Below are 25,821 nucleotides of genomic sequence, written 5' to 3'. Positions count from 1 at the left end.
CCTGCGGTCGTGATCCCCGCAGTCTAGCGCGGGGTTGGAAAAAGGGGCGGAATTTCTCCGCCCCTTGTGGTGGGTCGTGTCAGATGTTTAGCCCCAGCACAGCTCTTGGCCTTCGGCGACGTCGATGCTTTCGACACCATCGACAGGGGCACCCGTGACAAGGGCGACGCCGGTGTCAAAGAAATCCTTGCCGGGGGTGTTTTCAGGCAGCGTGCCGTCGGCAGCGAAGGCGGCAATCGCCTCGATCCCGAGTGCCGCCATGCGCAGCGGATACTGCTGCGATGTTGCACCGATCACGCCGTCAGCGACGTTTTGCACACCGGGGCAGCCACCGTCGACCGACACGATCAGCACGTCGTTTTCACGGCCGATGGCGCGCAGCGCCTCATAAGCACCGGCAGCGGCGGGTTCGTTGATCGTGTAGACCACGTTGATCATCGGATCGATGGCCAACAGGTTTTCCATCGCGCGGCGACCGCCTTCTTCGTTGCCTGCGGTCACGTCGTTGCCGACAATGCGCGAGTCGTCCTCATCGCCGATCCGGTTGGGATCGCCCAGTTCGATGCCGAACCCTTGCAGGAAGCCCTGGTTGCGCAGCACGTCCACCGATGGCTGGCTCACGGCAAGATCAAGCATCGCGATGCGTGCATCGGCAGCCGCGTCACCAAGCGAGGCGGCAGCCCACTGGCCGATCAACTCGCCCGCCAGAAAGTTGTCGGTGGCAAAGGTGGCATTGGCGGCGTCAATGGGCTCCAGCGGCGTATCAAGCGCGATGACCAGCAGACCGGCATCACGGGCCTGCGTGACGGCACCAACGATGGACGATGTGTCCGACGCAGTGATCAGGATACCGGATGCGCCATCGGCGATGCAGGTCTCGATCGCGGCAACCTGCGTTTCATGGTCGCCATCAACGCGGCCGGCATAGGACCGCAAGGTGATGCCTGCTTCGGCGGCGGCGGCTTCGGCGCCTTCGCGCATTTTCACGAAGAACGGGTTCGTGTCTGTCTTGGTGATCAGACAGGCAGAGACGTCCTGCGCCTGCGCCGATGTGGCAGCGACAGTGGTGATGGCGACAAGCGCCGTCGAGATAAGCAGTTTTTTCATGATTTCCTCCCAGAAATATAGGGCCGGGTGCCTGCCTGCTGCGCAGGCCGAACCTTCGCCGACTGACCGTAAAAGAGGCGATTCGCGAACGCCTGTCAATTTATTAATTAACTTTATTAATTTATCGAAGGGCGCTAAGTAGAGCCGGAATGACGGGTGGGGGTATGTCGCATGGAGGACGGTTTGGTCAGATCGCTCAGCGCAGGGCTGAGCCAGAAAGGTGTCCGCGATCATAACGAGCGGCTGCTGCTGTCCTTGCTGCAGCGGCACGGATCATTGCCTGCACCGGACCTTGCGCGCCTGTCGAACCTGTCGCCGCCGACGATTTCGGCGATTCTGCGCAAACTGGAATCGGACGGGCTGTTGACCCGTGGCAAACCCTTGCGGGGCAAAGTCGGCAAACCGTCCATTCCCATGATGCTCGACAAGGATGGCGTCTATTCCATCGGAATCAAGATCGGTCGGCGGTCCGCAAATTTCCTGCTGACAGATTTCACCGGCGGTATCCGGCTGCACCGTCAGGTGACCTATACCCATCCGCTGCCGCGAGAAGTGTTCGGCTTTGTGCAGGCAGGGCTCGCCGCTGCGGCCCGCGACCTCAGCGATGCTGAATTGGCGCGGATATGTGGCATCGGCATCGCGGCTCCGTTCGACCTGTGGAACTGGCACGACCTGACAGGGCCAAACGCGGCAGAGTTCCAATCCTGGAAGAACATCGATTTCACCACGGAGATGGCGCGGTTTACCGACCTGCCTGTCTTTGTCATCAATGATGCGACGGCGGGCTGTCAGGCCGAACATCTTTACGGGCGCGGCAAGCAGTTTCGCGACTATGCCTATTTCTTCGTCGGCGCCTTTGTCGGCGGCGGCATCGTGCTGAACAATTCGGTCTACGAAGGGCGGCTGGGCAATGCGGGTGCGCTGGGGTCCTTGCGCAGCGTCGGGCCGAACGGCGAAAGCCGCCAACTGGTCGACACAGCGTCGATCCACACGCTGGAGGCCCGTTTGCGGCAGGCGGGGCACAATCCTGTCGCGCTGTGGAACGATCCGCAAAGCTGGACCGATCTGGCCGACCATGTAACGCCATGGTTGGACCAGACCGCGCGGGAGCTGGCAAAGGCGAGCCTGTCCACCTGCGCGGTCATCGATTTCGAGGCTATCGTCATCGACGGGGCCTTTCCGCCAGTGATCCGCGAAGAACTGGTCAGGAAGGTCCGCCGCGCCATCGAGATGGAAGATACGCGCGGTCTGATCCTGCCAGTGATCGAAAGTGGCAGCATCGGCAGTGACGCGCGCGCCTTGGGGGCTGCCTGCAGCCCTGTCCTGTCGCAGTTCTTGCTGAACAGCAATTGACGGCGGTACTGGTCCTTCGCGTGACCTGACTAGCGCCATTCATCGGCGCTGATCTGCATTTTCTTGATCCGCGAATACATGGTGGTGGGCTGGATGCCCAACAACTGCGCCGCCCCGTCTTCGCCAGCAACCTTGCCGCCGGTGCGTCGCAGGGCTGAAATCAGGTTGTTGCGCTGCGCGGTTTCCATCTGCGCCTCTGACAGGACGGTCAGTTCCGCAGTCGCACCCTGCGGAGGGGCGATGGCAAGGTCGATCTGCAACTTACCGCCAGTCGAAATGATGCTGCCGCGGTCCATCACGTTCTGCAATTCGCGCACATTGCCGGGCCAGTCATAAGCGACCAGCTTGTCCATCGAGAGCTTGGATATCATCGGCAGTTTGATGTTCAGCCTTTTGCAGGACAGTTTCAGGAAATGTGTGGCAAGGGCGGGGATATCCTCGCGCCGGTCGCGCAGGGGCAGGCAGGTGATCGGAAACACGTTGAGGAACATCAGCAGTTCCTCGCGAAACCGGCCCCGTCGGGCCAGTGTTTCCAGATTGCGGCGGCTGGCGGCGATGACGCGCAGATCGGTTTCGCGCGCGCGGGTGTCGCCCAATCGCGTGACCGTGCGTTCCTGCAAAGCATGCAACAGCCGCCCTTGCAGGTTCAGCGGCAATTCATCCACATCATCCAGAAACAGCGTGCCGTTATGTGCCAGTTCCAGCACCCCCGGCTTGTCCCGCAACGCCCCCGGAAAGGCACCGCGCATCTGGCCGAACAGTTCCGCCTCGATCGCGTCGGTGGTGATTGCGCTGCATTTGAAATGGATCAGCGACCGCCTGCGCCGCGCGCTGCCCTTGTGGATGGCAGAGGCGACAAGCGCCTTTCCAGTGCCCGCCTCGCCCGAGATCAGCACCGAGGCTTCGGTCCGCGCGACAAGGTCGATCTTGGAGAGCAGTTGCAGAATAGCGGGCGAGCTGCCGATGATTTCATGATGCGCCCGTTCGGTGGCGATGGTTTCCTGCAGATAGGCGTTTTCCTGTTCCAGCTGTTCGCGCAGGGCCTGCACCTGTTCCATCGCGTTGCGCAGCTTGCTTTCGTTTTCCTTGCGTTCGGTGATGTCGCGAAAGATCACCACCGCCCCCGCCAGCACGTTCTGGTCATAGATCGGGGTCGAGACATATTCGACGCGGATCGGCTTGCCGTCTTTGCGCCAAAACACTTCATCCTCGATCCGGTTGACCTGTTCATAGCGGAACGACTGGTAGATCGGGCAATCATGGGCGGGATAGATTTCACCGCTCAGATGATGGTGGTGGATCATCGAATGGATATCGCGGCCCAGCAGGTCTTGCGCGCTCCAGCCCAGCATTTCGCGGGCGGCGCGGTTCACGAAGGTGGTCTTGCCATCGGCATTGACGCCATAGATGCCTTCGCCCGCGGCATTCAGGATCAGTTGGTTCTGGCGTTCGAGTTCGCTGAAAAACGCCTGCGCGCGTTGCCATTCCAACAGGCCAAGGCGCTGCACCTCGCCGGCCTCGGCGATCTGGTCGTGGCGGGACATCTCGTTCAGGTCGATCAGGGTCAGCATCACCATATGCGCCCCCTGACCGATCAGCGTGCCCCGCAGTTCGCAGGACAGCGGCAGCAGGTCGCTGTCCTGCAACGGGATATCCCGCCGCCATGCGCGGCCGCGATGCGCCACCTCGTCCAGAAACACGACAAAGCCTGCGAAATTGGCGGCGATATGCGGCGCAAAGCGAAAGCTGGGGTGGTGGGTCCGTGCGAACAAGCGCGCGGCAAGCTGGTTGGCCGCGACCACAACGTCGCGTTCGGTGTCCAGCACCAAGGCGGCATGCGGCACAGCCTCAAGCATAGAATCAAGCGTCAGCACGGGTATATCCATATCCGCGACACTGCAGGAGCGGATGCGTCGATGGCAATACGATATTTCGTAATTTACGAATTTTCGTAACCGTTTCGGGTTAGTTCGTTAATCAAGATACTGATTTAATTATATTTTATGAAATGTGGAATTTCAGCCGCGTGCATTATCGCTGCGCGGCAGCATCGGTATCGTTGTCTCAAGACGATACGATTTTAGACAAAGAGGGACACCATGACGAATAAAAGCCTTGGAAACCCGTTTTCCCACAAGACCGATTTGAGACACGGCGCGGGATGCGGATGTGACACCTGCGCGGCGGATGCGAAGGCCGCGATTGAAGCACCGATGACCAGCGATGCCATGCTGGAACGCGCGGTTGAAAGCGCGATTGTGCGTTCGGTTTTCGGACATAACGACATCAGCCGCCGGTCGATGATGGGCATGCTGGGCGGCGGGGCTTTCGCCGCGGCACTCGCCTCGGTGTTCCCGATGGATCAGGCCAAGGCGATGATCCTCGACGAACTCGGCCCCCCCGAAAAGCCAGATCTGCGGGTGGGTTTCGTTGCCATCACCTGTGCCACCCCGATCATCATGGCTGAACCGATGGGGTTCTACGCCCGCTATGGCCTGAACGTCGAAGTCGTGAAAACCGCAGGCTGGGCCGTGGCGCGCGACATGTCACTGTCGGGCGAATATGATGCCAGCCACATGCTGACGCCTATGCCTTTGGCGATGACGCTGGGCGCTGGGTCCACGCCGACGCCTTACATCATGCCAGCGGTCGAAAACATCAACGGACAGGCCATCGTGCTGTCCAACGAACATCTGGACAAGCGCGATCCGCAGCAGTGGAAAGGCATGACCTTTGGCGTGCCCTTCGAATATTCGATGCACAACTTCCTGCTGCGCTATTACGTGGCCGAACACGGGCTGGACCCCGATCAGGATATCCAGATCCGCGTGGTGCCGCCGCCGGAAATGGTCGCCAACCTGCGGGCGGGCAACCTTGACGGCTATCTGTCGCCTGACCCGTTCAACCAGCGTGCCGTATGGGAAGGCATCGGTTTCATCCATATGCTGACCAAGGACATCTGGGACGGCCATCCATGCTGCGCCTTTGCCGCGCCGCGCCAGTTTGCCATCGACATGCCCAACACCTATGGCGCGCTGCTGAAGTCTATCATTGACGCCACGCAATATGCATCGAACCCCGACAACCGGGTCGAGATTTCGGCGGCGATCGCGCCGACAAACTACCTCAACCAGCCGGTCGAAGTGATCCAGCAGGTGCTGACCGGCACTTATGCCGATGGTCTGGGCAATGTGCAGCGCGTGCCCGACCGGATCGATTTCGATCCGTTCCCGTGGCAGTCGATGGGCGTCTGGATTCTGACCCAGATGAAGCGCTGGGGCTATATCGAGGGCGATGTCGATTACAAGGCGATTGCCGAACAGGTCTATCTGGCCTCTGATGCGCGCAAGGTGATGACCGATCTGGGCTATGACGCGCCCGAGGTGGATTACAAATCACACATGATCATGGGCAAGACCTTTGATCCCGACCAGCCCGAGGCTTACGTCGACAGCTTCGCGATCAAGCGGGGTTGATGGATGAAGACCCTGTCCCTGAACGCGCGCGCCGCGATCCTGTCCACCGTGTTGCTGGTAGTCTTTCTCGGCGCGTGGGAGGCGTCGGTCACGCGGCAGGTCCTGGGCGAGGCCCTGACCGAATATGACATCCTGATGGGGGTCGGCCAGCAACGCGCGGCTGTCCCGCCACCCAGCGATGTGTTCGCCAAGGCATGGGAACAGCTAAGCGACCCGTTCTACGATGCCGGTCCCAACGACAAGGGGATCGGTATACAGCTGGCCTATTCGATTGGCCGTGTGCTGTCGGGGTTCGGGCTGGCTGTGCTGGTCGCGCTACCCTTGGGTTTTCTGATCGGCATGTCGCCGGTGGCTTACAAGGCGCTCAACCCGTTCATTCAGGTGCTGCGCCCGATTTCGCCGCTGGCGTGGATGCCGCTCGCGCTGTTCATTATCCAGGATGCCAATGCCAGCGCGGTTTTTGTGATCTTTATCTGTTCGATCTGGCCGATGCTGCTGAATACGGCCTTTGGCGTGGCCGGGGTCCGGCAGGACTGGGTCAATGTCGCGCGCACGCATGAACTGGGTGCCCTGCGCACCGCCTTCACCGTGATCCTGCCTGCCGCAGCACCCACCATCCTGACAGGTATGCGAATTTCCATCGGCATCGCATGGCTGGTCATCGTCGCGGCCGAGATGCTCGTGGGGGGGACAGGCATTGGCTACTACGTTTGGAACGAATGGAACAACCTCGATCTGACCTCGGTCATCTTCTCGATCCTGATGATCGGTTTCGTGGGCATGTTGCTGGATGCCTTCTTTGCGACGCTGCAACGCGCCGTCACCTATGCCGAATGAAAGGCCGTTAGCATGAAACATTTCCTGAGCATCGAACGGCTGACCCAAACCTTTCCCGATGGCGCGGGCGGCACGCTGACCGTCTTTGAAAACGCAAGCTTTGGCATCGACAAGGGCGAATTCGTCTGCATCCTTGGCCATTCGGGTTGCGGCAAGTCCACGATCATGAACGTGCTGGCGGGTCTGGCAGAACCGACATCCGGTGTGGTCAAGATGGACGGGTTCGAAGTCGCAGGCCCCAGTCTTGACCGTGGTGTGGTGTTCCAGAACTATTCGCTGCTGCCGTGGCTGTCGGCGCTGAAAAACGTGACCTTCGGTGTCAAGGCGCGGTATCGCGACTGGCCGCAGGACAAGGTCGTGGACCACGCCACCCGCTATCTTGCCATGGTCGGGCTGGAAGGCGACGTGATCCACCGCAAGCCCAGCCAGCTGTCGGGCGGTATGCGCCAGCGCGTGTCCATCGCACGCGCCTTTGCCAACCAGCCCAAGCTGCTGCTGCTGGATGAACCCTTTGGCGCGCTGGACGCCCTGACGCGCGGCACCATTCAGGAAGAGCTGCTGAAAGTCTGGAGCCAGACCGAACAGACCGTGTTCATGATCACCCATGACATCGACGAGGCGATCCTGCTGGCCGACCGTATCCTGCTGATGACGAACGGTCCTTTTGCGCGTGTGGCGGAATCGGTGGAAATCACCATCCCCCGCCCACGGGTGCGCACCGATATCGTGAACCATCCGAACTACTACGCGATCCGCAACCATCTGGTGCAATTTCTTGGGAAAAGATCCAAGGAACTCGCCGGACGCCAGTCTGACGGTGCCACCCAAAGCCCTGCATCCGTGCGGATCGACATGACCCAGCCTGCCCCCGACGCAGACCCAAAGCCCGGCCCGACCCGTCTTCAGGCGGTGGGCGGCTGAACCAGCCAGATTTCAATAGAAGGAAAAGCACGATGAAAGACCTGATGACCGCAGCCGACATGCTGACCAAGGAAGATGTGACCAGCCTGATCCTGCTTGCAAAAAAGCGCAAAAAGATCACTTGGGAGGCGATCGCCCAAGGGATCGGCCTGTCGCCCGTGTTCACCCATTCCGCCTGCATGGGCATGAACGCCATGCCCGCCGACAAGGCCGCAGCCCTTGTCGCCTTTCTGGACCTGCCCGCCGAGGCGCAGGAGGTGCTGGAAGAATTCCCCACCAAGATCTGGGAACAGGCGGTGCCGACCGACCCGTGCATCTATCGGCTGTATGAAATTGTCGGCGTTTATGGGCCGACGATGAAGGCGCTGATTCAGGAAGAATTCGGCAACGGCATCATGTCCGCCATCGACTTCGACATGGTGATCAGCCGCGTCCCCAGCCCCAAAGGTGACCGCGTCAAGGTCGAGATGTCGGGCAAATTCCTTTCCTATGCCAACTGGTAGGCCTGCGATAATCCGGCAATTCTGTGCCTGAAGAATTGATCCGCGCCGGACGGGATGGTTGGTTATCCCGTCCGGAAGCAGGTATTTTTACCCAGCGTTAGGCGTCCACGGTCCGCGCTGTCCTGTCGCAGCAAGGAACGAACCACGGCCCGTCGCGTTTTCTGTTCAAACCCCGAACGGAGGACGAAAGACGATGTTTACCACAGTCAATCCAGCGACCGACGAAGAAATCAAGACCTACGACCTCATGACCGAAGACGAGGCGATGGCCTGCGTTGATGCCTGCCACACAGCCTTTCTCGACTGGCGCGGCGTCAGCCACGAGGACCGCGCGGCCTATCTGACGACGCTGGCCGAAACGCTGCGCGCACATGCCGACGAGCTTGCAGCACTGATGACACGCGAGACGGGCAAGCTGTTCAAGGACGGCCTGACCGAGGTCGAACTCTGTGCGGCAATCTGCGACTACACAGCCAAACACGGCCCCGATGTCCTGGCCGATGAAGAACGCAACCATGGTCCCGACCAGAAACGCGGGATCGTCACCTACCAGCCTTTGGGCGTGATCTATTCGATCCAGCCGTGGAATTTTCCGCTTTACCAGCCGATCCGCGTGCTGGCGGCAAATCTGATGGCAGGGAACGGCTGTGTGCTCAAACATGCCAGCATCTGCACGGGGTCCGGCCTGCGTCTGCGCGAATTGTGCATCGAAGCGGGCCTGCCGCGCGACCTGTTTCAGGTCATTATCATCGACCATGATACCAGCGACAAGCTGATAGCGCATCCCAAGGTCCGTGCTGTCACCATGACGGGCAGCGATGACGCGGGTCGGCATGTTGGTGCGACGGCGGCCAAGGCGCTGAAAAAGACCGTGCTCGAACTTGGCTCGAACGATGCCTATCTTGTGCTGGAGGATGCCGATATCGAGACGGCGGTGAAATTCTCGGTCATGGGGCGGCTTTACAACAACGGCCAGACCTGTGTGTCGGCCAAGCGGTTCATCGTCACCGACAAGGTCTATGACGCCTTCGTCGATGCCTATGTGGCGCAGATGAAGGCCATCGTGATGGGTGACCCCACCGATGAGGCAACCCAGCTTGGCCCGCTGTCGAGCATCGCGCAGCGCGATACTGTCAAGGAACAGGTCGAAAAAAGCGTCGCGAAAGGTGCCACTCTTCTGTGTGGCGGCGATGTGCCGGATGGTGCGGGAGCCTATTATCCCGCCACCGTGCTGGCCGATCTTGCCCCCGGCATGCCCGCCTATGATGACGAGATCTTTGGCCCCGTTGCCGCAGTGATCCGCGCCAAGGATGATGCGGATGCAATGCGCATCGCCAACGACAGCCGCTATGGGCTGGGTGGCGGTATCTTTTCGCAGGACGAAGACCGCGCCATCGCACTGGCGCGCGACCACTTCGACACGGGGATGGTGCGGATCAATTCGTTCGGCGCGGCCGATCCGAACATGCCCTTCGGCGGTGTGAAGGATTCAGGTTACGGGCGCGAACACGGCGGCTTTGGCATGAAGGAATTCGTGAATGTGAAGGCGATCTTCCTGCCGTGACCCTTGTAAACGCGCCGCTGCCCCCAAAGTCTGAATGACAAAGGAATGCTGAAATGACTATGACTATCCTCGTTGCCGGTGCCACCGGCAAAACCGGCCTGCATCTTGTGCAGGACCTTCTTGACCGCGGCCACAAGCCCACAGCGCTGGTGCGCGAAAGCTCTGATACATCCGCACTGCCCGAAGGTGTCGATACGCGGCACGGCGATCTGACCGACCTGCGGAACGGCGTTTGTGACGGGATGCAGGTCGTCGTTTTCGCGGCGGGGTCAGGCGGATCGACAGGACCGGACATGACCGACAAGGTTGACCGGGACGGCGCAAAGCGCCTGATCGACCTTGCCCACGATGCGGGTGTTGCGCGGTTCGTGATGCTCAGTTCAGTCGGGGCGGACCAGCCGGACGCTGCGGGCGACATCGCGCATTATCTCAAGGCCAAGCATGACGCTGACGAACATCTCAAGGCGTCGGGCCTGACCTATGCGATCCTGCGCCCTGTGGCGCTGACCGACGACGCGCGCGGCACCGATGTGATCCTTGGGGCAGCCGTGGACAAATCGGCAACCGCTGCGCGGGCGGATGTGGCGTATGTACTGGCAGAAGCCGCTGTTACGGGCCGGCACGACGGCAAATCGCAGGATATGCAATCGGCCTGACCGCTCGCCCGGCGCGGGCGGCAAGGCGGTTCTGACCAACCAGATGACACGACGAAAGAAACGGGGGTGCGCAGACACGCATCCTCTTTTCGCGTCGGTTGAAACGGGGGCGCAAAAGCCCCGAAAACAGGCAAGAAGAAAGGCCACATTGATATGAAAATTCTTATGGTAGTGACGTCGCACGACAAACTTGGCGATACCGGCAAGCCCACGGGCTTCTGGCTCGAGGAATTCGCGGCACCCTATTACGTTTTCAAGGACGCAGGTGCCGAGATCACGATCGCCTCGCCCAAAGGTGGTCAGCCGCCGCTGGACCCAGCCAGCGACACCGAAGATGCGCAGACCGAGGCGACCACACGTTTCAAGAACGATACGGCAGCGCAGGACGCGCTGGCGCAGACAGTGGTTCTGTCAGGTGTCGCAGCCGATGGTTTTGACGCGATTTTCTATCCCGGTGGCCATGGCCCGCTGTGGGATCTGGCCGATGATGCCGCCAGCATCAAGCTGATCGAGACCTTTGCAGCCCATGATCTCCCTATCGGTGCGGTCTGCCACGCGCCTGCTGTGTTCAAGCACCCCAAAGGCGCGGACGGCCAGCCGCTGGTGTCCGGCAAGACCGTGACCGGCTTTACCAACACCGAGGAAGACGCCGCCGGCCTGACCGAGATCGTGCCGTTTCTGGTCGAGGACATGTTGCAGGCCAACGGCGGCAAGTATGAAAAAGGGGCCGACTGGGCATCTTTCGTCGTGACCGATGGCAAACTGGTGACTGGCCAGAACCCTGCCTCCTCGGAAGAGGCGGCGCGCCGTTTGCTCGCCCTCGTCTGACGGCTGAACCCTGCCGGGTTGGCGCGGTGGTGATATCCGCTGCGCCAGCCCGATCAGGACCGGACAGAACCGACCAGCCTGCCGACCTTCCAGACAGTGGCCGCGGCGATCAGGGACAAGCAAACCGCGCTGACCGGATCGGTGAGCAGCACAGTGGCGTCACCACGCGAAAACAGCAGCGTCCGGCGTAGGTATTCCTCGAAGGCGGGCCCAAGGATGAAGCCCAGAACAAGCGGCGTCGGTTCAAGCCCGAGCCGCAGCAGCACCCACCCGAAAACACCAAAGCCCAGCATCAGCCAGACATCGAACAGGGAATTCTGCACCGAATGCACCCCGATCAGGCTGATCACGATAATCATCGGTACCAACCGCCGGAACGGTATCCGCAAAAGCGATGCCCAGACGCCCGCAAGCGGCAGGTTCAGCACCACCAGAATAATGTTGCCAACGATCAGGCTGGCCATCAAAGCCGTGAAAAGGTCGGGGTTCTGCGCGATGAAACCGGGGCCGGGCACGATGGCGTGGATCATCAGCGCGCCTGCCAGAACCGCCATCACCGGACTGCCGGGCAGACCCAATGTCAGCAACGGAACCAGCGCCGACTGGGCGGCGGCGTTGTTGGCCGCCTCTGGCGCGGCCACACCGGCCACAGCGCCGCTGCCCAAAGGCTGGTCCTTGGTGCGAAACCCGTTTTCAACCCCGCGTGCCGCCAATGCCGCAAGCAGGGTCGTCGCCCCCGGAATAACCCCCAGCACCGAACCTATCGCCGTGCCGCGCAGCGTAGGCACCCAGCCAGCCCGCAGATCGGCGCGCGTGGGCCATGGCCAGCGCACCAGCCGGATGCGCTCTGGCCTGCCTCCTGTCTCCAGCGCGCGGATGAGCTCGGCCAGACCGAACAGTCCCATCACCAGCGGGACAAAACCGATGCCGTCGCGCAGTTCGGGGATGCCGAAGGTGAAACGCGGCATGCCGCCTGCCAGATCGGTTCCCACAAGCCCCAGCCCTGCACCGATCAGGATTAGCGCCAGCGCAGGCAGCACAGGCCCCGGCGAGATCACAGCCGCCGCAAAAAGGCCAAGCGCGATCAGCCCGACCAGTCCGGCAGGGGCTATGGCCGTGGTCATAGTGGAAAGCGGTGCTGCGACAGTCGCGACCATCACGGCCGTCGCCAGCCCCGCAAACAGCGACGCCAGTGCCGCGATGGCAATCGCCGGTCCCGCGCGTCCAGCCAGCGCCATCTTGTGACCGTCGAGCGCGGTGACCACGCCGGAACATTCGCCCGGCACGTTCAACAGGATCGATGTCGTCGACCCGCCGTATTGCGCGCCGTAATAGATCGCGGCCATCATGATGATCGCCCCTGTCGGGTCCAGCGCAAAGGTCAGCGGCAGCAAAAGCGCCAGCGTCGCCGCAGGGCCGATTCCGGGCAGGACACCGACCAGCGTGCCAAGCACGGCTCCCGTAAAGCACAACAGCAGGTTCTGTCCTGTCAGAGCAACGGCAAAGCCTTGTGCCCATGCGCCAAGATCCATGTCAGCGTCCTATATCGCGGGCCAAAGCGGTGCTGTCGGTGGCAGGAACACTAGCCCGATACCCGCCGTCAGCGCTGTCAGGCCAACCACCGTGATGGTCAGGGCGACCGGATTGCGTTCGCCCGCGCCGATAGCCGCAAGCGTCGCTGCCATCCCTGCCGAGATCACCAGCCCAAGGGCGGGCAGGCACAGGGCAAAGACCAGCACCGCGCCCAGCAATGCTGGCCCGCTCGCCCAGTTGGCTGCGGCAAGCGACGTATCGCCGCAGCCAGCGGACTGGCGCGCCGCCGGACGCAACACGCACCACGCCGCCCAGATCGCGCCCAGCCCCATCACACCCGTTCCCAGCAAGCGGGCCATCAGCCCGGGCCCCACATCATTGCCGAACCATGCAGGTTGGCCTTGGGCAGCAAAGCTGATCCCAAACCCCATAGCGCAGATCGCCAGTCCGGGCAGGGCGCGCAGCATTGCCTGCGCGGTGTTGAGTTTTGCCATCATCTCGGGCCAAATGCTAATCTTGACTTTTTTTGTCATGTAACCATTTTGTCCCGCAGCCGCCAGTCCATGGTCAGCCAAAACAGCCATCATCAGCAAATTTTTCGGGAGTTACCGACAATGAAACGACGCGCGCTTTTGGGATCGGCTCTTGCCGCACCTTTTTTGTCACTGCTGCCGCGGGCGGCCCGTGCCGATCAATGGCCCTCTGCCGGACCGATCCGGCTGGTTGTGGCGCAGGGCGGGGGCGGAAACGCCGATGTCGTGGCGCGCATCCTTGTCGAAGCACTGGAACCCGTGCTTGGCCAGACCATCCTTGTCGAAAACAACGGCACGGCATCCGGCATGCGCGCGACCGAGGATGTCAGCAACGCCGCTGCCGATGGCTATACGCTGCTGGTCGGCACATCGTCGCAACTGGTCCACAATATCGCGCTGTTCGACCCGCTACCGGTGGATATCGCCGCGACCCTGCGCGGTGTCGCCATGATTAACGAAGTGCCGATGGTGCTCTGCGTGCCGGCCGACAGCCCCGATGTCGATCTGGCGGCGCTGACCGCGCGGTTGCAGGCTGATCCGGCGGCGTTTCAATATGGGTCCGGCCCTGCGGGGACGACGACGCATGTCACCGGCGCGCTGTTCCTGCAAAGGATCGGCGTGGACGGTGTCGTCCACATCCCCTATCCGCGCAGCCCCGAGGCGATGGTCGATCTGGTCGCCGGACGCCTGAGCTTTGTCTTTGATCCGTCACTGACGGCCATCGGGCAGGTGCAGGGCGGGGCCGTGCGGCCTTTGGGTGTCTCTGCACCCGTGCGGCTGGCCGCGCTGCCCGACGTACCGACCATGGAAGAAGCGGGCCTGCCCGGTTTCGTCAGCCAGACGTGGAACACCATTTCCGCACCTGCGGGCACGCCGGATGATATCGTCATGGCGCTCAACACCATGATAAACGAGATCGTCCAGTCGGAGGCGATGCGCGCGCGTCTGGAGGAACTTGCCTCAATCGTCCCCGCCGCCAAGACTCCGGCCGAGGTCGATGCCTATTACGCCGAACAACGCGACACATGGATTCCTGTCGTACGCGGCACCGGCGTGCGCGCCGAAGGATGATGCATGAAAGGCGCCGGAGCAATCCGGCGCCTGTGACACTTGTCAGGGGCGCGCGCATTGCCGCACGCCCCTGATCTTCAGATTTCGAACTTCAGCGGTTTGACCTGCTTGAACTTGCCGGTCGCTTCCAGCTCGGCAATCGCCTTGGCGGGTAGCGGGTCGTCAAGATACAGCAGCGCAATCGCCTCGCCTTTTGCTTCGGCGCGGCCAAGGGTAAAGTTGGCGATGTTCACGTCATTCGCCCCAAGGATGCTGCCCAGCACGCCGATGATGCCCGGCACGTCGTTGTTGGTGGTATAGACCATGTTCTCGCCCACCTCGGCGTCGATGTTGATGCCCTTGATCTGGATAAACCGTGGCTTGCCATCGTTGAACACGGTGCCCGCGATGGACCGCTCGCGGCTCTCAGTCACGACGGTGACCTTGATGTAACCTTCGAACGCGCCGGACTGGTCCTGCTTGGTGGTCGAGATTTTCACGCCGCGTTCCTTGGCGATCACGGGGGCGGAAACCATGTTCACGTCAGGGTTTGTGGCCTTCATGATGCCCGCGACGGTCGAGGCGGTCAGCGCCTTGAGGTTCATTTCGGATGCAGAGCCGTCGAACAGGATATTGATCGCGACGATGGGTTCATCCGTCATCTGACCGATGAAATTGCCCAGGTGCCCGGACAATTTGATCCACGGCCCCATGATCTTGGCTTCTTCGGCCGTGACCGAGGGCATGTTCAGCGCGTTGCTGACAGCGCCTGTCAGCAGGTAATCCGACATTTGTTCGGCGACCTGCAAGGCCACGTTTTCCTGTGCTTCGGTGGTTGCAGCCCCAAGGTGGGGGGTGACGACAACATTGGGCAGGTTGAACAGTGGGCTGTCTGTGGCGGGTTCCACGGCGAACACGTCAAACGCGGCGCCGGCGACATGGCCTGCCTTCAGCGCATCGGCCAAGGCTTCTTCATCGACCAGACCGCCACGGGCGCAGTTGACGATGCGCACGCCTTTTTTCAGCTTGGCGATGTTTTCACGCGACAGGATGTTGCGGGTCTGGTCGGTCAGCGGCACGTGCATGGTGATGAAATCGGCCCGTGCGAGCAGGTCGTCGAGTTCGACTTTTTCCACGCCGATCTCGGTGGCGCGATCCTCGGACAGGAAGGGGTCATAGGCCACAACCTTCATCCGCAGACCCAGCGCGCGGTCGATCACGATGGACCCGATATTGCCCGCGCCGATCACGCCGAGCGTCTTGTTGGTCAACTCGACCCCCATGAAACGGGACTTTTCCCATTTGCCGGCATGGGTCGAAGCGTTCGCCTCGGGGATCTGGCGCGCAACGGCCATCATCAGGGAAATCGCATGTTCGGCGGTCGTGATCGAATTGCCGAAAGGTGTGTTCATCACGATGATGCCCTTTTTCGACGCGGCGGGAATATCGACGTTATCGACGCCGATACCGGCACGACCGATCACCTTGAGGTTGGTGGCAGCGGCGATGATCTTTTCGGTCGCCTTGGTCGCGGACCGGATCGCCAGACCGTCATAGTTGCCGATGATTTCGAGCAGCTTTTCCTTGTCTTTGCCAAGGTTCGGCTGGAAATCCACGTCAACGCCGCGGTCGCGGAAGATCTGCACGGCGGCTTCGGAAAGTTCGTCGGAGATGAGTACTTTGGGTGCCATGATGGGCGCTCCTTGAAAATGGGGGTATCCGCGCCCCGGACCTGATCCGGGGCCTCTGGAGGAGGTCCCGGATCAAGTCCGGGACGGGTTCATTGGTGTGAAATCTCGGTCTGATATGCCCATTCCAGCCAAGGCAGCATCGCCTCGATATCGGAGGTTTCCACCGTCGCCCCGCACCAGATCCGCAGACCGGCAGGCGCATCGCGATAAGCCCCGATATCCAGCGCGATGTTTTCCGCCTCCAGCCGCTTGGCCACGGCCTTGGCAAAGGCTTCGCCGTCGGTGATGCGCGGATCGGTGAACTTCAGGCAGACCGATGTGTTCGACCGTGTCGCTGGATCGACGGCCAGATTGTCGATCCAGTCGTGTGCGGCGCAGAAATTCCAGATCGCGCGGGCATTGGCATTGGCGCGGTGGATCAGCGCATCAAGCCCGCCAATGGACCGGCCCCATTTCAGCGCGACAAGGTAATCCTCGACCGCGAGCATGGAGGGGGTGTTGATCGTCTCGCCTTTGAAAATCCCTTCGATCAGCTTGCCCTTCGAGGTGAGGCGGAAAATCTTGGGCAGCGGCCAGGCGGGGGTGTAGCTTTCCAGCCGTTCGACCGCGCGCGGGCTGAGGATCAGCATGCCATGCGCGCCTTCACCGCCCATCACCTTTTGCCAGCTGAAGGTGGTGACATCGAGCTTGTCCCACGGCAGGTCCTGCGCGAATGCGGCGGATGTCGCGTCACAGAGCGTCAGGCCCGCACGGTCACCGGGGATCATGTCGCCATGCGGCATCCGCACACCCGATGTGGTGCCGTTCCATGTAAAGCACACGTCATGGTCGTAATTCAGCGCCGCCATATCGACGATTTCGCCATAGGGCGCTTCATGCACGGTGGCGGGGATTTTCAGCTGCTTGATCACATCGGTGACCCAGCCCGCGCCAAAGCTTTCCCAAGCGACCATTTCCACATGGCGTTCGCCCAGCAGTGACCACATCGCCATCTCATAGGCGCCGGTGTCGGAGGCAGGCACGATCCCGATGCGGTAATCGGCAGGCACGCCAAGGATGTCACGCGTGAGGTCGATGGCCTCGGCCAGTTTGGCCTTGCCGATGCTGGCACGGTGCGACCGGCCCAAGGGGGCGTCGCGCAAGGCATCCAGTTTCCAGACGGGGGGTTTGGCACAGGGGCCGGAAGAAAACCGCGGATTGACCGGCCGCGATGCCGGTTTGGTCGTAACCATTTCTGGTATCCTCTCAGATAATCGCCCTTCGTTGGGGAAGGGTGTCCCACCGCCGCAGATAGAGGGCGGCGCACACTTTCACAATCCGGAAAATGCGGCTAGACCGCCGCTTGGCGCGCATTTTGCGACATCGCTGCCGCCGATCGGAAACCGCGCCCTAGAGGATGATGCAAATGTTCATGGTAACCTTGGTGACGAACCCCGTCCGGCGCGGGCTGGATGCGGCCCTTGTCGACAACCTGCGCAATGCGCTGGGCGGGGGTGACGCGGTCTGGCTGGCCCCTGACGAGGCTGCCGAATTCGCCGTGCCCGTCATGCCTGGCAACCGCTGGGACATCTGGGCCGACCTGCAGGCGCAGAGCGTCGACATGGTGATCCAGCCAGCCCAAAACCGCCGCAAAAAGATGCTGCTGGCCGATATGGACAGCACGATGATCCAGCAGGAATGCATCGACGAACTGGCTGACGAGGCCGGCGTGGGCGCGCATGTGGCAGGCATCACCGCGCGCGCGATGAACGGCGAGCTGGATTTCGAAGCCGCCCTGCTGGAACGCGTCGGCCTGCTGCGCGATCTGCCGGAGGCGGTGATCGCGCAGGTGCTGGCCAGCCGGATCACCTATATGCCGGGCGGTGCGGTGCTGGTGGCGACCATGAAGGCGCAGGGCGCTTATGCGGCGCTGGTGTCGGGCGGGTTCACGGCCTTTACTGCGCAGGTCGCGGCCACCCTGGGGTTCGACGAGAACCGCGCCAACACGTTGCTGGTCGCGGATGGCAAGCTGACGGGCGACGTCGCGCGCCCTATTCTGGGCAAGGCCGCCAAGGTCGCGGCGCTGGAAGAAATCTCTGCGCGGCTGGGGATCACCGAGGCTGATGTGCTGGCGGTGGGAGACGGGGCCAATGATCTGGGCATGTTGTCGCGCGCGGGGGCGGGCGTGGCGCTGCATGCGAAACCTGCGGTGCAGGCGCAATGCGATATCCGGATCAACCACGGCGATTTGACTGCGCTGCTGTACCTGCAAGGCTATGGACGGCAGGATTTTGTCGCCTGACAGTCCGTTTCTGCCGTCGCTGCGATCTTGGCCCATGCTGGCTGATACTGATTTCTGTCGCAGTAGCGTCCGGTGCGGGCGTTGTTTTGGGCCTTGATGGACTGGACTGGATGATCGGGCTCTGGGCATTCTGGCTGCCTTTGCTTGTGATCGCGATGGTTGCGTCGCTGCGCCGGTTCGGGGTCTGATGTGGCCGTCGCAATGCGCGCCCCGCATTCTGTTTTTGCGCTGCGGTGCGCGGCAAATTTGCTATATAGTCACGCTTCAGGTGACGCAGGGTCGCGTAAACGCTTTGTGCCGCGAATCAGGCGTGTTACCGTCGGGCATGTTTCTTCAGGGGAGCCTTTCAATGGCAGATTTCAAGATGATGACGGCAGCACTATTGGCTGCGACAACCTCATTGGCCGGCGCGGTCGCGGCGCAGGATTTTCAGCAGGACTGGGAAGGGTTTTATGCAGGTCTGCATGCTGAGGCCAGCATCTACGATGTGGTCGTCACCGACCTGAACAATTCCTTTCTGAGCCAGTCGCCCAACCTGTCGATACTGGCAGGGCACGGCGGTGTGACGGGGGGGTACAACTATGCGCTGCAAGGCAACCTGATCGTCGGGGCCGAAATCGACTATACATCCGAATTGCGGATCGACGAATTCTTCTCCTCCAACTCGGCCGCAACGACCGGGACGCAATATGATCTCGCGCTGGAGGGGATCCTTGCGCTCAAGGGACGCGCGGCTTACGTGCAGGGCAACGCGCTTGGTTTCATGTCGGTCGGTGTCGCCAGTGCCACGACCAGCATGGAAACCTATTCGATCAACACCAGTACAGCGGTAACGGCCTGCGACGACAGCAATTGCGCGCGCTCGACAGAGGATCTTTTGGGTCTGACAATGGGTGTCGGGGCTGAATGGGCGTTCCGCGAAAACTGGATCGGGCGCGTCGAATTCCAGCATTACGCATTCGAGAGCGTGCAGGCCCCCGTGCGCAATTCGGCTGACCTGCCGTTCTGCGCCACCGGTGATACCGATCAATGCACCATAGGCTATACCCCAAGCGTGTCTTCGGTCCGCTTTGGTCTGTCCTACAAGTTCTGACCAACAGGCCAGTACCGCAACAAAAAAGCCCGCGCAGTGCGCGGGCTTTTTCTTTGTGAAGAACGGCTTAAGCCGCGTCGCTGGTGGTCGCGGTGCGCGCGGCGATCCGCTGCGTCATCGGCGTCAGGTTGTTGAGCGACTGCAGATGCAGATAGCACAATTCCAGCTCGTCGGTTTTCGCCATCTCGGCCAGCGTTTCGGCAGGCAGGTTGCGCAGCTTGTCGCGGTTGATGGTCTTGAAGCCGGACAGTTGCATCCGCTCGCCGCCCGCAAGGCTGAACTGCGCCTGCGCTGGCTCCAAAAGGTCAAGGTCGCTCAACCGCTTGGCAAAGGCCTGTGTGCGGGTGAACTGCGCCTGATATTCGGTCGAAAAGGCCAGCACGTTTTCCAGATATTGCGTGCGGTTGCCGTCCGCGTCGAACAGACGCTCGCCCTTGTCCTTCTTGTTCAGCCCTTCGTATTCCTCGTCGATGCACAAAGTGAACGTTGCCTTGTCCTCGGACGCGGCAAAGACGAACGGATAGCGGCGGAAGAAGGCCGGCACATAGCGGCCGTCCCATGTGCCGTCGTCCTTGATATGGGCGTTCTGGCCTTCCTTCATGCCCAGGATCACCGAAGGGAACACCACATCGCCGTCGCCTGCGAAAATGATCGTGTATTCCATCGCCGCAGGGGCGAATTCGGCGGCCAGCACAGGAACAGAGTTGACGCCGCGGGCAAAGCCGAAGGTGTTGTCGGTCTTGACCGACCAGCCCTTGTGGGCTTCGACGGAAACCGGCACGGCGCGTTCATAGATCATGAGTTGTTTGGCCATTAGGCGAGGTCCTCTTTCTTGGAGCATTCAAGCTGACAGGTGTCAGCGGTGGAAGGTGAAGGATGAATCGGGCGGTATCATGGCGTTGTCTGACGACGCAGACCTTCGAAGATACCGTAGATGTTCCCGACAGTGTTGCCATTCTGGTCGGTGCCGACGATTGTAAACACGCCGCCAACCTCGATCGGGCCGATGACATTGGGCAAACCGCCGTAAAACGCACCATCAACGAATTGCTCGACAGTGCCAGCGATAGGCGAGGAAACTACAGTATTGCCGTTCAGATACCGGATCGTTGTGGCCGAGGAATCCTGAAATGTCGCGCTGCCGTTGCTGTTGACGATTTCGAGGTTCGAAATCTCAAGCCGGTTGAATATACCAGTTGAAAGACCTGTCAGGTTCACATCAACGCCGCGATCACCGGCAAACCTTGCGGTCAGCGTCATCACGCCGTTGGCATCGATTATTCTGCTAGGTTCGGCAAGTATGCCGCCAATCCGTGCCGTGCCATCAAAGATGACCGTTCCGCCTGTCGGCAAATCCTGAGTCCGAGACACGACGCCGATGATGTATTGCGTCTCGTAACCACCATCAGGATTCGTCGCCGTTATCTTGTCAGCAATTGTGACTGGAATCAGGAAAGCGCGGTTTGGAAAACCCGGAATACGCTCTACCCGATAATCGTCGCCGTCCCATACCGTGTTATTTGGATTGCCGGTCACAACCACATTGCCGATGGTGAGTGTCCGCGCCACACGGTCCAACTTGCCAAAGGCAACGCTCGTGTCGGTCGGGTTCCCATCCGTGTCGACTAGCAGTCCGACGGCTGCAATATCACTTTCCCCTGGAACTCTGCTGTCAAGCTGCTGAGACGTGAATTCGGTCTGTGGGCCGCCTCCGCCACCACCACCGCAGGCCGCAAGAAGGGCCGCAGCGGCGCAGGCACCGAAGAACTTGGCTGGAAATGTCATGGTCGAACCCTCGATCCGGTATCAGGCAAAATCGAAATTGAAAACAAAGCTGTCGGCTGTCAGATCGGCTGCCCTCACGCCATGGAAGGTCAGGGTGTCGTCGCCGACGATCAGCACGGCATGATCGTTGATCTCGGACACTCTTCCCATCACATTCGTTGCATCCAGATCAGCGAAGCCGAGCAAGGCCACCCTGTCCAGACCGACCGTGAAATCACGTCCCAGAGATGATTGGATCACAGCAAACTCGCCATCGACCACACCGACCCTGAAATCCGCAATCACATCATTGCCGTAACCGGGCCGGAAGATGAACGTATCCGCCCCCAGCCCGCCGCGCAGGTAATCGTCGCCCGCGCCGCCGTCCAGAATGTCGGACCCGCCGATCAAACGCGATGCGAAATCGCCGTCAAGGAAATCATTGCCCGCCCCGCCGATCAGCGTATCGCGCCCGACCCCGCCCTTGAGATAGCTGCCCTCGGTCGGACCGCTGGCCGAGGCGTCGATGGTGTTGGTTCCGCTCAGCGCCGTAATGTCGTCGCGTCCACCGCCGCCGATCAGCGTGTCGTTGCCGAACGGGTCGATGATGATGTCATTGCCTAGGCCACCCCGCACGGTGTCATTGCCGCTGCCCGTATCGATCCGGTCGCCGAAATCCGTGCCGTTCACGATCTGGTTTCCGCGCCCGAATTCGACGATGACGCCCTGTCCGGCTTCCCCTGCAAGCTGGTATTCGGACCCGTTGGGGCGGCCCTGAATTGTCACTTCAAAAGGATCATCGGTGCCTTCGGGCGTAAACGTCTCCGTTCGCGCGCCACTGCCCAGCCGGGCGAGCGCGGGGTTGGGAATGTAGACAAATCGCTCGCCATCCGCGTCGACGATGAACGTCCCGCCGAGGTTGCCGATGATGGTCTGTCCTGCGAAGTCCACGTCCTGATTGCGGTCAGGATCAACCGCCTCAAAACTGCCCGTGATCCGCGCGAAATCCTCGGTGGCGACAAAGCCTTCGGGCAGGCCGTCAATGACGGGTGCAGGGTTGATCGTATAGTCCACCGGATCGTCACGACCAATAATGGTGATGTCGATGGCGGTCTGGCGACCGTTGCTTGCCGTCAGAATGATCCGGTCAACGACCGTCTCGCCCGCGCCAAAGGGGATCAGACTGGTCAAGCCCGCCCCAGAGATGGTGTAGACCCAGTTATCAAGATCATCGTCGATCACGTCGAATATCTCGATCGATCCATAGGTGCCTGTGAATATTCCCACAAACCTGTCCGGACCTGCCGTCGATGTGTCCACGACCGAAACCGTGCCTGTCGCAGTGAAATCCGGGCCGGTAGGGTCGACCCTCAGGTCAATCGCCCCTGTCCGGATCCCGTCGATAGTAACACTGGTATCGGTCGGCACAAATTCGATTTCAGGCGGCGTGCCATCCAGAAAATTGCCAACGTCGATAAAACCGTCGTCCGCCAGCGCCTGCAGGTTCAGAAGCCCGCCCAGCACGCCAAACGCCTGCCCGCTGCCTTCGTTGGCATCCGGCATCCCGAACGCGATATCGTTGATCCCGTCATTGTTGGCGTCACCGATGGTGCCTCCGGTGAAGGCGCCAAAGTCGCCCAGATCAATATTGCCGAAAATGAAGCCGTTGGTGCCGTTGAGCGTGGCAACATCGACATTCGCCAGAGCCGCGTTGCTCTCATTGCCAAATACGAGGTAGGCCGTGCCGACAGTATCCGAACCCCACCCGATTAGCAGATCGTCGATCCCGTCGCCGCTGACATCGCCGACACTGGTGGCAAAGAAGGGGCCTGACCCGCTGCTTGGGACCGTGAAAGTGACACCATCTGCAGGCGCGAGTGCGCTCAGATCGTAGTTCGTGGCAAACGGGGTATCCTTGCCGAACAGGACATAGACCTCTCTGGCATCGGGCGCGGCAATAATCAGGTCGTCGATCCCGTCGCCGTTCAGGTCGCCCGCCGAGATTGACGTGCCGACACCGCCCCCGAACTCGCCCCCGCTCAGCGTGATCGTGCCGCCACCGGACAGAGTTACGGTGACCTGGCCCGCGAATAGAGACGATGACCCGATAGCGAGATCGGCCAGTCCGTCATCGTCGAGGTCAAACCCTGTCGCGATGGAGGAGCCGAAGCCACCAAATAGCTCGCCGCCGTCGAGGTCATAAGCATCAAGCACAAAGCTATCCGTGATGCCTGCCAGATTGACGACCGCCACCGCCCCATTGCCAAAATTCGCGTCCGCATTGCCGATATACAGCACCGCGCCGTCCGCATTCTGCACTGCCGCCAGCGAAGTCCCGAACCCTCCGGTTCCGTCAATTCCGGTGATGATGATCCCGTTGGTGCCGTCGAGGTCCGCGACTGAAAGTGTCCCGCTCAACGGTGTCGCGCTGCCATAGATGATATAGACCGCGCCGTCGCCGTCGTTTGCCAAGGGCGCAGAGATCGCAAAGTCCTCGAACCCGTCGCCGTTAAAGTCGAATCCGCCCAGAACGACACCGCCGCTACCAGTGCCCGCGTCCATGAAGACAGTCAGTTGCGCAAGCGACGTGCCGTCAGCCGGAAAGTCGACTGCGCCTGAATCGACACCTGTAAAGATGATCGCGCCGACTTCATTGGCGCTGTTCGTGCCGACGATGAACGACCGGTTGATCGGATTGAGCAGCGTCCCCGCCGCGGAAATCGACGCCCCGAGGCCGTCGGGAGCACTTCCTTCGGCAAAAGAACTTCCGTCAAGGATGAAGAAAGCAGAGCTTGCCATGTCAAATCCCTTAAAATCGTCGTCAAATGGTCGGCAGAAACAAATAGGGTCGGTCTAACGCGTGGCTAAGGTAAACACGCAAGCGAGGCGCCTCGCAATTGCTTTGTTGACCCTAGGGCGGTTTCCTCGGCATTTTGCATCTGAAAATTCGCGTCAGCGGTTGGCTGACGGGTTTGCCAGTGGAACAAGAAACGCAACGCCGCAAAGCTTGCGACCATGAACGGAGCTGATTCCATGTCAGAATTTCCATGGCTGGACAGCCTGCAGGGGGCCGCCGCGGTGGATGTGGCCGCGCGAAGCGGGCTGTTGACCGCCTTGGCGGATGGTGGGCATGGGGCGGAATGCCCGGCCTTGCTTGCGACATTGCTGGTCGGTGCGGGCGTGGCCGTGCAAGCCGATGGCAGGCTGGCGCTGACACCGGATTTCGCGCGTGTCTGGCAAGGTGACGCGGCCTCGGTGATGGCGCGGGCGGCTTTCCTGCGCAGGGCGGCGGCGGATGTGGCGACGGGCCTCGACGACCTTGTGGCTGACCTGCCAGGGTTCATGCAACGGTCGGCCACCTTCCGTCTGTTCCGCTATGACATGGCCGAAGGGACCACCCCGCAGCATCTGGCCGCAACCCGCCCCTGGGTCGATTATGTCGAGGCTCTTTCGCGCAGTGAGATCCCGCATCTTGTCCCGCTGATCGACATCCGCAAGAACGACCGGATACTTGAGATCGGCGGCAACACGGGGCTGTTGGCCGAGGCGCTGATTGCAACCGGTGATGGCGTCACGGCGCAGGTGCTGGATCTGCCCGCGGTCTGTGCGCTGGGTCAGCAAAGGCGGTGTGCCCCGGGGCTGCGCTTTGTCGCGGGGGATGCCCGCAAGCCGGGGGCGCTGGACAGTTTCCGCGGGCAGGTCGACGTGGTTCTGTTCAAATCCGTTCTGCATGACTGGCCAGAGGATGACGCAAGCCGCATGCTTGCGCAGGCCATTGATATCCTGCCGCAGGGTGGGCGGATCGTCATCTGCGAACGGGGCGTGTTCGGTGTGGATGATGCATCCGGTAAAGGCGTGACGACATTGGCAAATCTGGTGTTTGCGCCGTTCTACCGCGATGCCGGTTTTTATGTCGCGATCATGCAGGACAAGGGCCTGTCGGTCAGCCGTGAACAGGTCGCGCTGGACATGGTGTTTCACGTCACGACTGGACAGCGGCCGTGACCCGTCGGGTGATTGCCCTGTCCGGTCCGCCCGGCGCCGGCAAGTCGACATTGGCACGCGGAATCGCAGCGCATCTGGGGGGAGTCGTGGTGCAATACGACGACTTCGAGATCATCACGCGCTGGCCGCCCGCGCAGGTGATCGCATGGCTTGATGCCGGAGCCCCGATGGAAGCGGCAGTCGCGCCCGGGTTGCGCGAGGCGGTCTTGGCGCTGGACGGGGTGGTCGTGCTGGAAACCCCGATCGGGCGGATGTGTCCGGTGACAGGCGGCTTGATCGATGCTTCGATCTGGCTGGAATGTCCCGACGATCTGGCGTTGGCGCGCAAACTGTCGGCACTCGCGCGCAGTGGGGCGGGCGACGCGGGCTTTGCCGACATGATTGCGGGCTGGCTGGAAGCCTATGAAATGTTCACCCGCAGGGCGCTTTTGATGCAGCGAACGCGCGTCAAACCAACCGCAGATTCAGAGGTTTTGACTGCGTTCGCGGCGGACATCGTTCTGTCAAGAACTTTAATAGCGCTGGATGCGATTTTTGACGTCAAAATTTAGCCCAATTTACTTGAAAATGATGTTTAAAATGGAAAGAGTGACCCGAGGTAAGCGGCTCATTATTAGGGCCTCATC

Annotated in this window: 22 protein-coding genes; 13 read left to right on the top strand and 9 right to left on the bottom strand. The window is 61.2% G+C overall.

Features of this window, described 5'->3' with window-relative positions; all coding sequences use genetic code 11:
* Positions 1-87: 87 nt before the first annotated feature.
* Positions 88-1,107 (bottom strand): sugar ABC transporter substrate-binding protein, encoded by a 1,020-nt coding sequence (locus VCK47_RS08850; protein WP_322890729.1) that lies wholly within the window; start codon positions 1,105-1,107, stop codon positions 88-90.
* A 171-nt stretch (positions 1,108-1,278) separates the two neighbouring features.
* Between VCK47_RS08850 and VCK47_RS08845 the strand changes: the two genes are divergently transcribed.
* Positions 1,279-2,460 (top strand): ROK family transcriptional regulator, encoded by a 1,182-nt coding sequence (locus tag VCK47_RS08845; protein ID WP_322890728.1) that lies wholly within the window; start codon positions 1,279-1,281, stop codon positions 2,458-2,460.
* A gap of 29 nt (positions 2,461-2,489) precedes the next feature.
* Here the strand turns inward: VCK47_RS08845 and VCK47_RS08840 are convergent, their stop codons facing one another.
* Positions 2,490-4,346, bottom strand: coding sequence for a sigma 54-interacting transcriptional regulator (locus tag VCK47_RS08840; protein WP_322892277.1), 1,857 nt, complete (start codon positions 4,344-4,346; stop codon positions 2,490-2,492).
* 327 nt (positions 4,347-4,673) lie between these two features.
* Between VCK47_RS08840 and VCK47_RS08835 the strand changes: the two genes are divergently transcribed.
* The 7 genes from VCK47_RS08835 (at position 4,674) to VCK47_RS08805 (ending at position 11,245) form a co-directional block, all read left to right on the top strand.
* The gene (locus VCK47_RS08835) at positions 4,674-5,936 is read left to right on the top strand and encodes a CmpA/NrtA family ABC transporter substrate-binding protein (RefSeq protein WP_322890726.1); all 1,263 of its coding nucleotides are present in this window, start codon (positions 4,674-4,676) and stop codon (positions 5,934-5,936) included.
* A gap of 3 nt (positions 5,937-5,939) precedes the next feature.
* Complete coding sequence (gene ntrB / locus VCK47_RS08830) at positions 5,940-6,773, top strand: nitrate ABC transporter permease (protein ID WP_322890725.1); 834 nt, start codon at positions 5,940-5,942, stop codon at positions 6,771-6,773.
* 12 nt (positions 6,774-6,785) lie between these two features.
* Entirely contained in the window at positions 6,786-7,694 is a 909-nt protein-coding gene (locus VCK47_RS08825; RefSeq protein WP_322890724.1) for an ABC transporter ATP-binding protein, read from the top strand.
* 32 nt (positions 7,695-7,726) lie between these two features.
* Positions 7,727-8,197, top strand: a complete 471-nt coding sequence (gene cynS, locus VCK47_RS08820) for a cyanase (RefSeq protein ID WP_322890723.1) — start codon at positions 7,727-7,729, stop codon at positions 8,195-8,197.
* A gap of 193 nt (positions 8,198-8,390) precedes the next feature.
* Positions 8,391-9,761, top strand: a complete 1,371-nt coding sequence (locus VCK47_RS08815; RefSeq protein WP_322890722.1) for an NAD-dependent succinate-semialdehyde dehydrogenase — start codon at positions 8,391-8,393, stop codon at positions 9,759-9,761.
* A gap of 59 nt (positions 9,762-9,820) precedes the next feature.
* Positions 9,821-10,417, top strand: a complete 597-nt coding sequence (locus VCK47_RS08810; protein ID WP_322891263.1) for an SDR family oxidoreductase — start codon at positions 9,821-9,823, stop codon at positions 10,415-10,417.
* A 153-nt stretch (positions 10,418-10,570) separates the two neighbouring features.
* Positions 10,571-11,245 carry a type 1 glutamine amidotransferase domain-containing protein gene (locus VCK47_RS08805; protein WP_322890721.1) on the top strand — a complete coding sequence of 225 codons (675 nt, stop codon included), beginning with the start codon at positions 10,571-10,573 and terminating at the stop codon, positions 11,243-11,245.
* Positions 11,246-11,298: 53 nt separating this feature from the next.
* On the opposite strand, the gene VCK47_RS08800 is transcribed toward VCK47_RS08805, so the two are convergent.
* The gene (locus VCK47_RS08800; RefSeq protein WP_322890720.1) at positions 11,299-12,777 is read right to left on the bottom strand and encodes a tripartite tricarboxylate transporter permease; all 1,479 of its coding nucleotides are present in this window, start codon (positions 12,775-12,777) and stop codon (positions 11,299-11,301) included.
* Positions 12,778-12,786: 9 nt separating this feature from the next.
* Positions 12,787-13,272, bottom strand: a complete 486-nt coding sequence (locus VCK47_RS08795; RefSeq protein WP_322890719.1) for a tripartite tricarboxylate transporter TctB family protein — start codon at positions 13,270-13,272, stop codon at positions 12,787-12,789.
* A gap of 120 nt (positions 13,273-13,392) precedes the next feature.
* Between VCK47_RS08795 and VCK47_RS08790 the strand changes: the two genes are divergently transcribed.
* Complete coding sequence (locus VCK47_RS08790) at positions 13,393-14,382, top strand: tripartite tricarboxylate transporter substrate binding protein (RefSeq protein ID WP_322890718.1); 990 nt, start codon at positions 13,393-13,395, stop codon at positions 14,380-14,382.
* A gap of 77 nt (positions 14,383-14,459) precedes the next feature.
* Here VCK47_RS08790 and serA read toward each other — a convergent pair whose 3' ends face one another.
* A complete protein-coding gene (gene serA, locus VCK47_RS08785; protein ID WP_322890717.1) occupies positions 14,460-16,052 on the bottom strand; it encodes a phosphoglycerate dehydrogenase in 1,593 nt (530 codons plus the stop codon).
* Positions 16,053-16,141: 89 nt separating this feature from the next.
* Positions 16,142-17,284 (bottom strand): phosphoserine transaminase, encoded by a 1,143-nt coding sequence (locus tag VCK47_RS08780; protein ID WP_322890716.1) that lies wholly within the window; start codon positions 17,282-17,284, stop codon positions 16,142-16,144.
* A 173-nt stretch (positions 17,285-17,457) separates the two neighbouring features.
* Between VCK47_RS08780 and serB the strand changes: the two genes are divergently transcribed.
* Complete coding sequence (gene serB / locus VCK47_RS08775) at positions 17,458-18,333, top strand: phosphoserine phosphatase SerB (RefSeq protein WP_322890715.1); 876 nt, start codon at positions 17,458-17,460, stop codon at positions 18,331-18,333.
* A gap of 349 nt (positions 18,334-18,682) precedes the next feature.
* Complete coding sequence (locus tag VCK47_RS08770) at positions 18,683-19,426, top strand: outer membrane protein (RefSeq protein WP_322890714.1); 744 nt, start codon at positions 18,683-18,685, stop codon at positions 19,424-19,426.
* A 67-nt stretch (positions 19,427-19,493) separates the two neighbouring features.
* Here VCK47_RS08770 and VCK47_RS08765 read toward each other — a convergent pair whose 3' ends face one another.
* The 3 genes from VCK47_RS08765 to VCK47_RS08755 all read right to left on the bottom strand — a co-directional run bounded on the left by VCK47_RS08765 (position 19,494) and on the right by VCK47_RS08755 (position 23,989).
* Positions 19,494-20,240 carry a SapC family protein gene (locus VCK47_RS08765; RefSeq protein WP_322890713.1) on the bottom strand — a complete coding sequence of 249 codons (747 nt, stop codon included), beginning with the start codon at positions 20,238-20,240 and terminating at the stop codon, positions 19,494-19,496.
* A gap of 77 nt (positions 20,241-20,317) precedes the next feature.
* Positions 20,318-21,211 (bottom strand): hypothetical protein, encoded by an 894-nt coding sequence (locus VCK47_RS08760; protein WP_322890712.1) that lies wholly within the window; start codon positions 21,209-21,211, stop codon positions 20,318-20,320.
* 21 nt (positions 21,212-21,232) lie between these two features.
* A complete protein-coding gene (locus VCK47_RS08755) occupies positions 21,233-23,989 on the bottom strand; it encodes a VCBS domain-containing protein (protein ID WP_322890711.1) in 2,757 nt (918 codons plus the stop codon).
* 234 nt (positions 23,990-24,223) lie between these two features.
* Between VCK47_RS08755 and VCK47_RS08750 the strand changes: the two genes are divergently transcribed.
* Positions 24,224-25,195, top strand: coding sequence for a methyltransferase (locus VCK47_RS08750; RefSeq protein WP_322890710.1), 972 nt, complete (start codon positions 24,224-24,226; stop codon positions 25,193-25,195).
* Positions 25,192-25,746 (top strand): AAA family ATPase, encoded by a 555-nt coding sequence (locus VCK47_RS08745; protein WP_322890709.1) that lies wholly within the window; start codon positions 25,192-25,194, stop codon positions 25,744-25,746. Before VCK47_RS08750 ends, VCK47_RS08745 begins: the two co-directional genes overlap by 4 nt.
* Positions 25,747-25,821 lie beyond the last annotated feature (75 nt).

It is taken from the genome of Yoonia sp. 72 (genome assembly GCF_034652275.1).
GTDB lineage: Bacteria > Pseudomonadota > Alphaproteobacteria > Rhodobacterales > Rhodobacteraceae > Yoonia.
The sequence above is the reverse complement of the archived record's forward strand: the minus strand, read 5'-3'. Positions and strand labels throughout refer to the sequence as shown.

Excerpts from the sequence above, each read along its gene's own strand:
- VCK47_RS08845 (WP_322890728.1), top strand. The coding sequence starts at position 1,279 with ATGGAGGACGGTTTGGTCAGATCGCTCAGCGCAGGGCTGAGCCAGAAA.
- VCK47_RS08800 (WP_322890720.1), bottom strand. The coding sequence starts at position 12,777 with ATGGATCTTGGCGCATGGGCACAAGGCTTTGCCGTTGCTCTGACAGGA.
- VCK47_RS08750 (WP_322890710.1), top strand. The coding sequence starts at position 24,224 with ATGTCAGAATTTCCATGGCTGGACAGCCTGCAGGGGGCCGCCGCGGTG.
- VCK47_RS08770 (WP_322890714.1), top strand. The coding sequence starts at position 18,683 with ATGGCAGATTTCAAGATGATGACGGCAGCACTATTGGCTGCGACAACC.
- VCK47_RS08780 (WP_322890716.1), bottom strand. The coding sequence starts at position 17,284 with ATGGTTACGACCAAACCGGCATCGCGGCCGGTCAATCCGCGGTTTTCT.
- VCK47_RS08810 (WP_322891263.1), top strand. The coding sequence starts at position 9,821 with ATGACTATCCTCGTTGCCGGTGCCACCGGCAAAACCGGCCTGCATCTT.
- VCK47_RS08790 (WP_322890718.1), top strand. The coding sequence starts at position 13,393 with ATGAAACGACGCGCGCTTTTGGGATCGGCTCTTGCCGCACCTTTTTTG.
- VCK47_RS08765 (WP_322890713.1), bottom strand. The coding sequence starts at position 20,240 with ATGGCCAAACAACTCATGATCTATGAACGCGCCGTGCCGGTTTCCGTC.
- serA (WP_322890717.1), bottom strand. The coding sequence starts at position 16,052 with ATGGCACCCAAAGTACTCATCTCCGACGAACTTTCCGAAGCCGCCGTG.
- VCK47_RS08760 (WP_322890712.1), bottom strand. The coding sequence starts at position 21,211 with ATGACATTTCCAGCCAAGTTCTTCGGTGCCTGCGCCGCTGCGGCCCTT.
- VCK47_RS08850 (WP_322890729.1), bottom strand. The coding sequence starts at position 1,107 with ATGAAAAAACTGCTTATCTCGACGGCGCTTGTCGCCATCACCACTGTC.
- VCK47_RS08755 (WP_322890711.1), bottom strand. The coding sequence starts at position 23,989 with ATGGCAAGCTCTGCTTTCTTCATCCTTGACGGAAGTTCTTTTGCCGAA.
- ntrB (WP_322890725.1), top strand. The coding sequence starts at position 5,940 with ATGAAGACCCTGTCCCTGAACGCGCGCGCCGCGATCCTGTCCACCGTG.
- serB (WP_322890715.1), top strand. The coding sequence starts at position 17,458 with ATGTTCATGGTAACCTTGGTGACGAACCCCGTCCGGCGCGGGCTGGAT.
- VCK47_RS08835 (WP_322890726.1), top strand. The coding sequence starts at position 4,674 with ATGACCAGCGATGCCATGCTGGAACGCGCGGTTGAAAGCGCGATTGTG.
- VCK47_RS08815 (WP_322890722.1), top strand. The coding sequence starts at position 8,391 with ATGTTTACCACAGTCAATCCAGCGACCGACGAAGAAATCAAGACCTAC.
- VCK47_RS08805 (WP_322890721.1), top strand. The coding sequence starts at position 10,571 with ATGAAAATTCTTATGGTAGTGACGTCGCACGACAAACTTGGCGATACC.
- VCK47_RS08795 (WP_322890719.1), bottom strand. The coding sequence starts at position 13,272 with ATGGCAAAACTCAACACCGCGCAGGCAATGCTGCGCGCCCTGCCCGGA.
- VCK47_RS08840 (WP_322892277.1), bottom strand. The coding sequence starts at position 4,346 with ATGGATATACCCGTGCTGACGCTTGATTCTATGCTTGAGGCTGTGCCG.
- VCK47_RS08825 (WP_322890724.1), top strand. The coding sequence starts at position 6,786 with ATGAAACATTTCCTGAGCATCGAACGGCTGACCCAAACCTTTCCCGAT.
- cynS (WP_322890723.1), top strand. The coding sequence starts at position 7,727 with ATGAAAGACCTGATGACCGCAGCCGACATGCTGACCAAGGAAGATGTG.